Annotated in this window: 1 protein-coding gene and 1 pseudogene; both read left to right on the top strand. The window is 71.0% G+C overall.

Annotated elements, in window-relative coordinates; translation table 11 throughout:
* Positions 1–52 precede the first annotated feature (52 nt).
* Positions 53–1,303, top strand: a complete 1,251-nt coding sequence (locus tag RISW2_RS22685) for a hypothetical protein (RefSeq protein WP_051492379.1) — start codon at positions 53–55, stop codon at positions 1,301–1,303.
* 120 nt (positions 1,304–1,423) lie between these two features.
* Positions 1,424–2,103, top strand: a pseudogene (locus tag RISW2_RS22680) (CAP domain-containing protein); the annotation flags it as partial.

Genomic DNA, 2,103 nt, shown 5'->3' with positions numbered 1-2,103 from the left:
GCGAGGACAGCCTGATGCTGCAGCTGGCCGAACAGGCCGTGGACCTGTTCGGATGAGCGGCACGAGGAGGGCCCTGCCCCGTCTCGCCCAGCTCGCCGTCCTGCTCTGCGGGCTTGCCTCGGGCGCCGCGGCCCAACCCGCGCTCGGCTACGGGCCGACGCCCCGGGCCCTCGACAACCGCACGCTCTTCACCGACACGCCCGCCGCCGACTGGGCGGCGCTGCGCGCAGCGGGGTTCGGCACGCTCGTGCTGAACGCCACCTTCTTCTTGCAGGAGGACATCGTGCGGCCCGGCGCACCCTCCCGGCCGGCGGGCACCTATCTCGAGGACGGGGACCTCGCGGCCCTTGCGGCGGCCGTGACGCGGCACGGCTTCGTGGTGGCCTACGAGGGTGGCAGCGGGCTTTCGGCCGAACGCTGCGACCTTGCGCTCGCGCCCGAAACGCGCGGCGCGGCGGCGGCGAGCGCGGAATACGCGGCCACCGTGGCGCGCCTACACGCGGCCGGGGTCGCGGTCGGGGCGCTGCACCTCGACGGGCCGTTCCTGCGCCTCGCAGAAGGATCGCGCAAGCGGTGGTCCTGCGCGAAAAGCGGACCAGGCGGCCTCACCCCGGAGGCTGCCGCGCGGACGGTACACGCCTATCTCGTCGAGATGCGCCGTCTCGTCGAGGCGGGCAATCCCGGCGGTGCGCCGGTAGCACTGCGGCTCGTGGTGAACCTGCCCAACTGGCAGGTCATGGACATCCCGCCATTGGGCGGCGGAACCGGTCCTGACCTGCGCGCGACCCTCGGAGCCTGGAACGCGTTGCAGCGCATCGTGCCACCGGTGGCCTACGAGGAGGTCGTGATCGACTATCCCTTCCGCCTGATAGACGGCGCCCGCGCACGGTTCCGCGATCGCCTCCTTTACCTCTGGACACTGACACGGGAAGCAAACGGCCCCGACCGTCCAGGCCCCGCGCTCGGTGTGATCGTGAACACGACCGACCGGAATGTCGGCTGCCTCGACGAAGCGCCCAAGGATCGCACACCCTTCCTGCCCTACCGCCGCGCGGGCCGACCGGTCGACGCGGCATGTCTCGCACAACAGGAATCTGGACCCGATGCCGACTACCTCGCGGCCTCCCGGCGCTATGCCGCCGAACTTGCAGCGGATGGCGCGCTGGACCGGATCCTGGTAACGGCCGACGGCACGCGGATCGCCCGGCACATCGCACACCTTTACCTGCAATCCTGGAGCACGAACCCGTCGCGCAACCTCTGGATGCTGCGGCAACTCGCGGCGGATCCGCCCGGAGGCTGAGGCGCAGGAACCACGAATTCACCCTGCGTCAACCGCGTCGGGAATGACGCGCTGACGTCGGCTCCCGCGGCCGTTAACATGTGCCGCATCGCCGAACAGATGACCGGGAAGGACCGCCTCGTGACCGTCGACATCTATGCCCCCACCGCGCAGGACACGCTCTCGGCGGAGGAACTCGCGCTCTACCACCTGCTCATGGACTACCGCGCGGCGGAAGGCCTGCCGGCGATCCCGCTTTCGGCCGGGCTGACCGTCACGGCCGGGCGGCACGCGCTCGACACCGCCTACAACATCCAGGAACCGGGGCTCGAGCTGCCCGAGGGCGCGAACCTGCACAGCTGGTCCGACGCCCCCTATTTCGCCGACCACAGCCAACCCGAGGTCATGTGGCAGGCGCCGCAGCGGCTCGGCACCTCCTATCCCGGCAACGGCTACGAGATCACCGCGGTGGGCTATTCCGACATCGCCGCCGCGCTCGAGGGCTGGCAGGGCTCGCCCAGCCACGACCCGGTGATCGTGAACGAGGGCGTGTGGGAGCGGGTCTCGTGGGGCGCGGTGGGCATCGGCGTCGAGATCCCCGAGACGCCCTTCGGTCAATATGGCGGCCGCGTCTACCACGTCTGGTTCGGCGTCGAGACCGACCCCGAGGGCGGGCCCGCGATCCGCGGCGACGCGCGCAGCAATTCCCTCGAAGGCACGGACTTCGCCGACGACATCGCCGCGGGCGACGGCGCGGATACGATGATCGGCGGGGCCGGGAACGACACGCTGATCGGCGGCACCTCGACCGCCGACCTGCG

This window comes from Roseivivax isoporae LMG 25204, assembly GCF_000521865.1.
In the GTDB taxonomy this organism is placed as follows: Bacteria; Pseudomonadota; Alphaproteobacteria; order Rhodobacterales; family Rhodobacteraceae; genus Roseivivax; species Roseivivax isoporae.
This window is presented reverse-complemented; position numbering and strand designations above follow the sequence as displayed.

Coding starts and splice junctions, on each gene's coding strand:
- RISW2_RS22685 (WP_051492379.1), top strand. CDS start 53: ATGAGCGGCACGAGGAGGGCCCTGCCCCGTCTCGCCCAGCTCGCCGTC.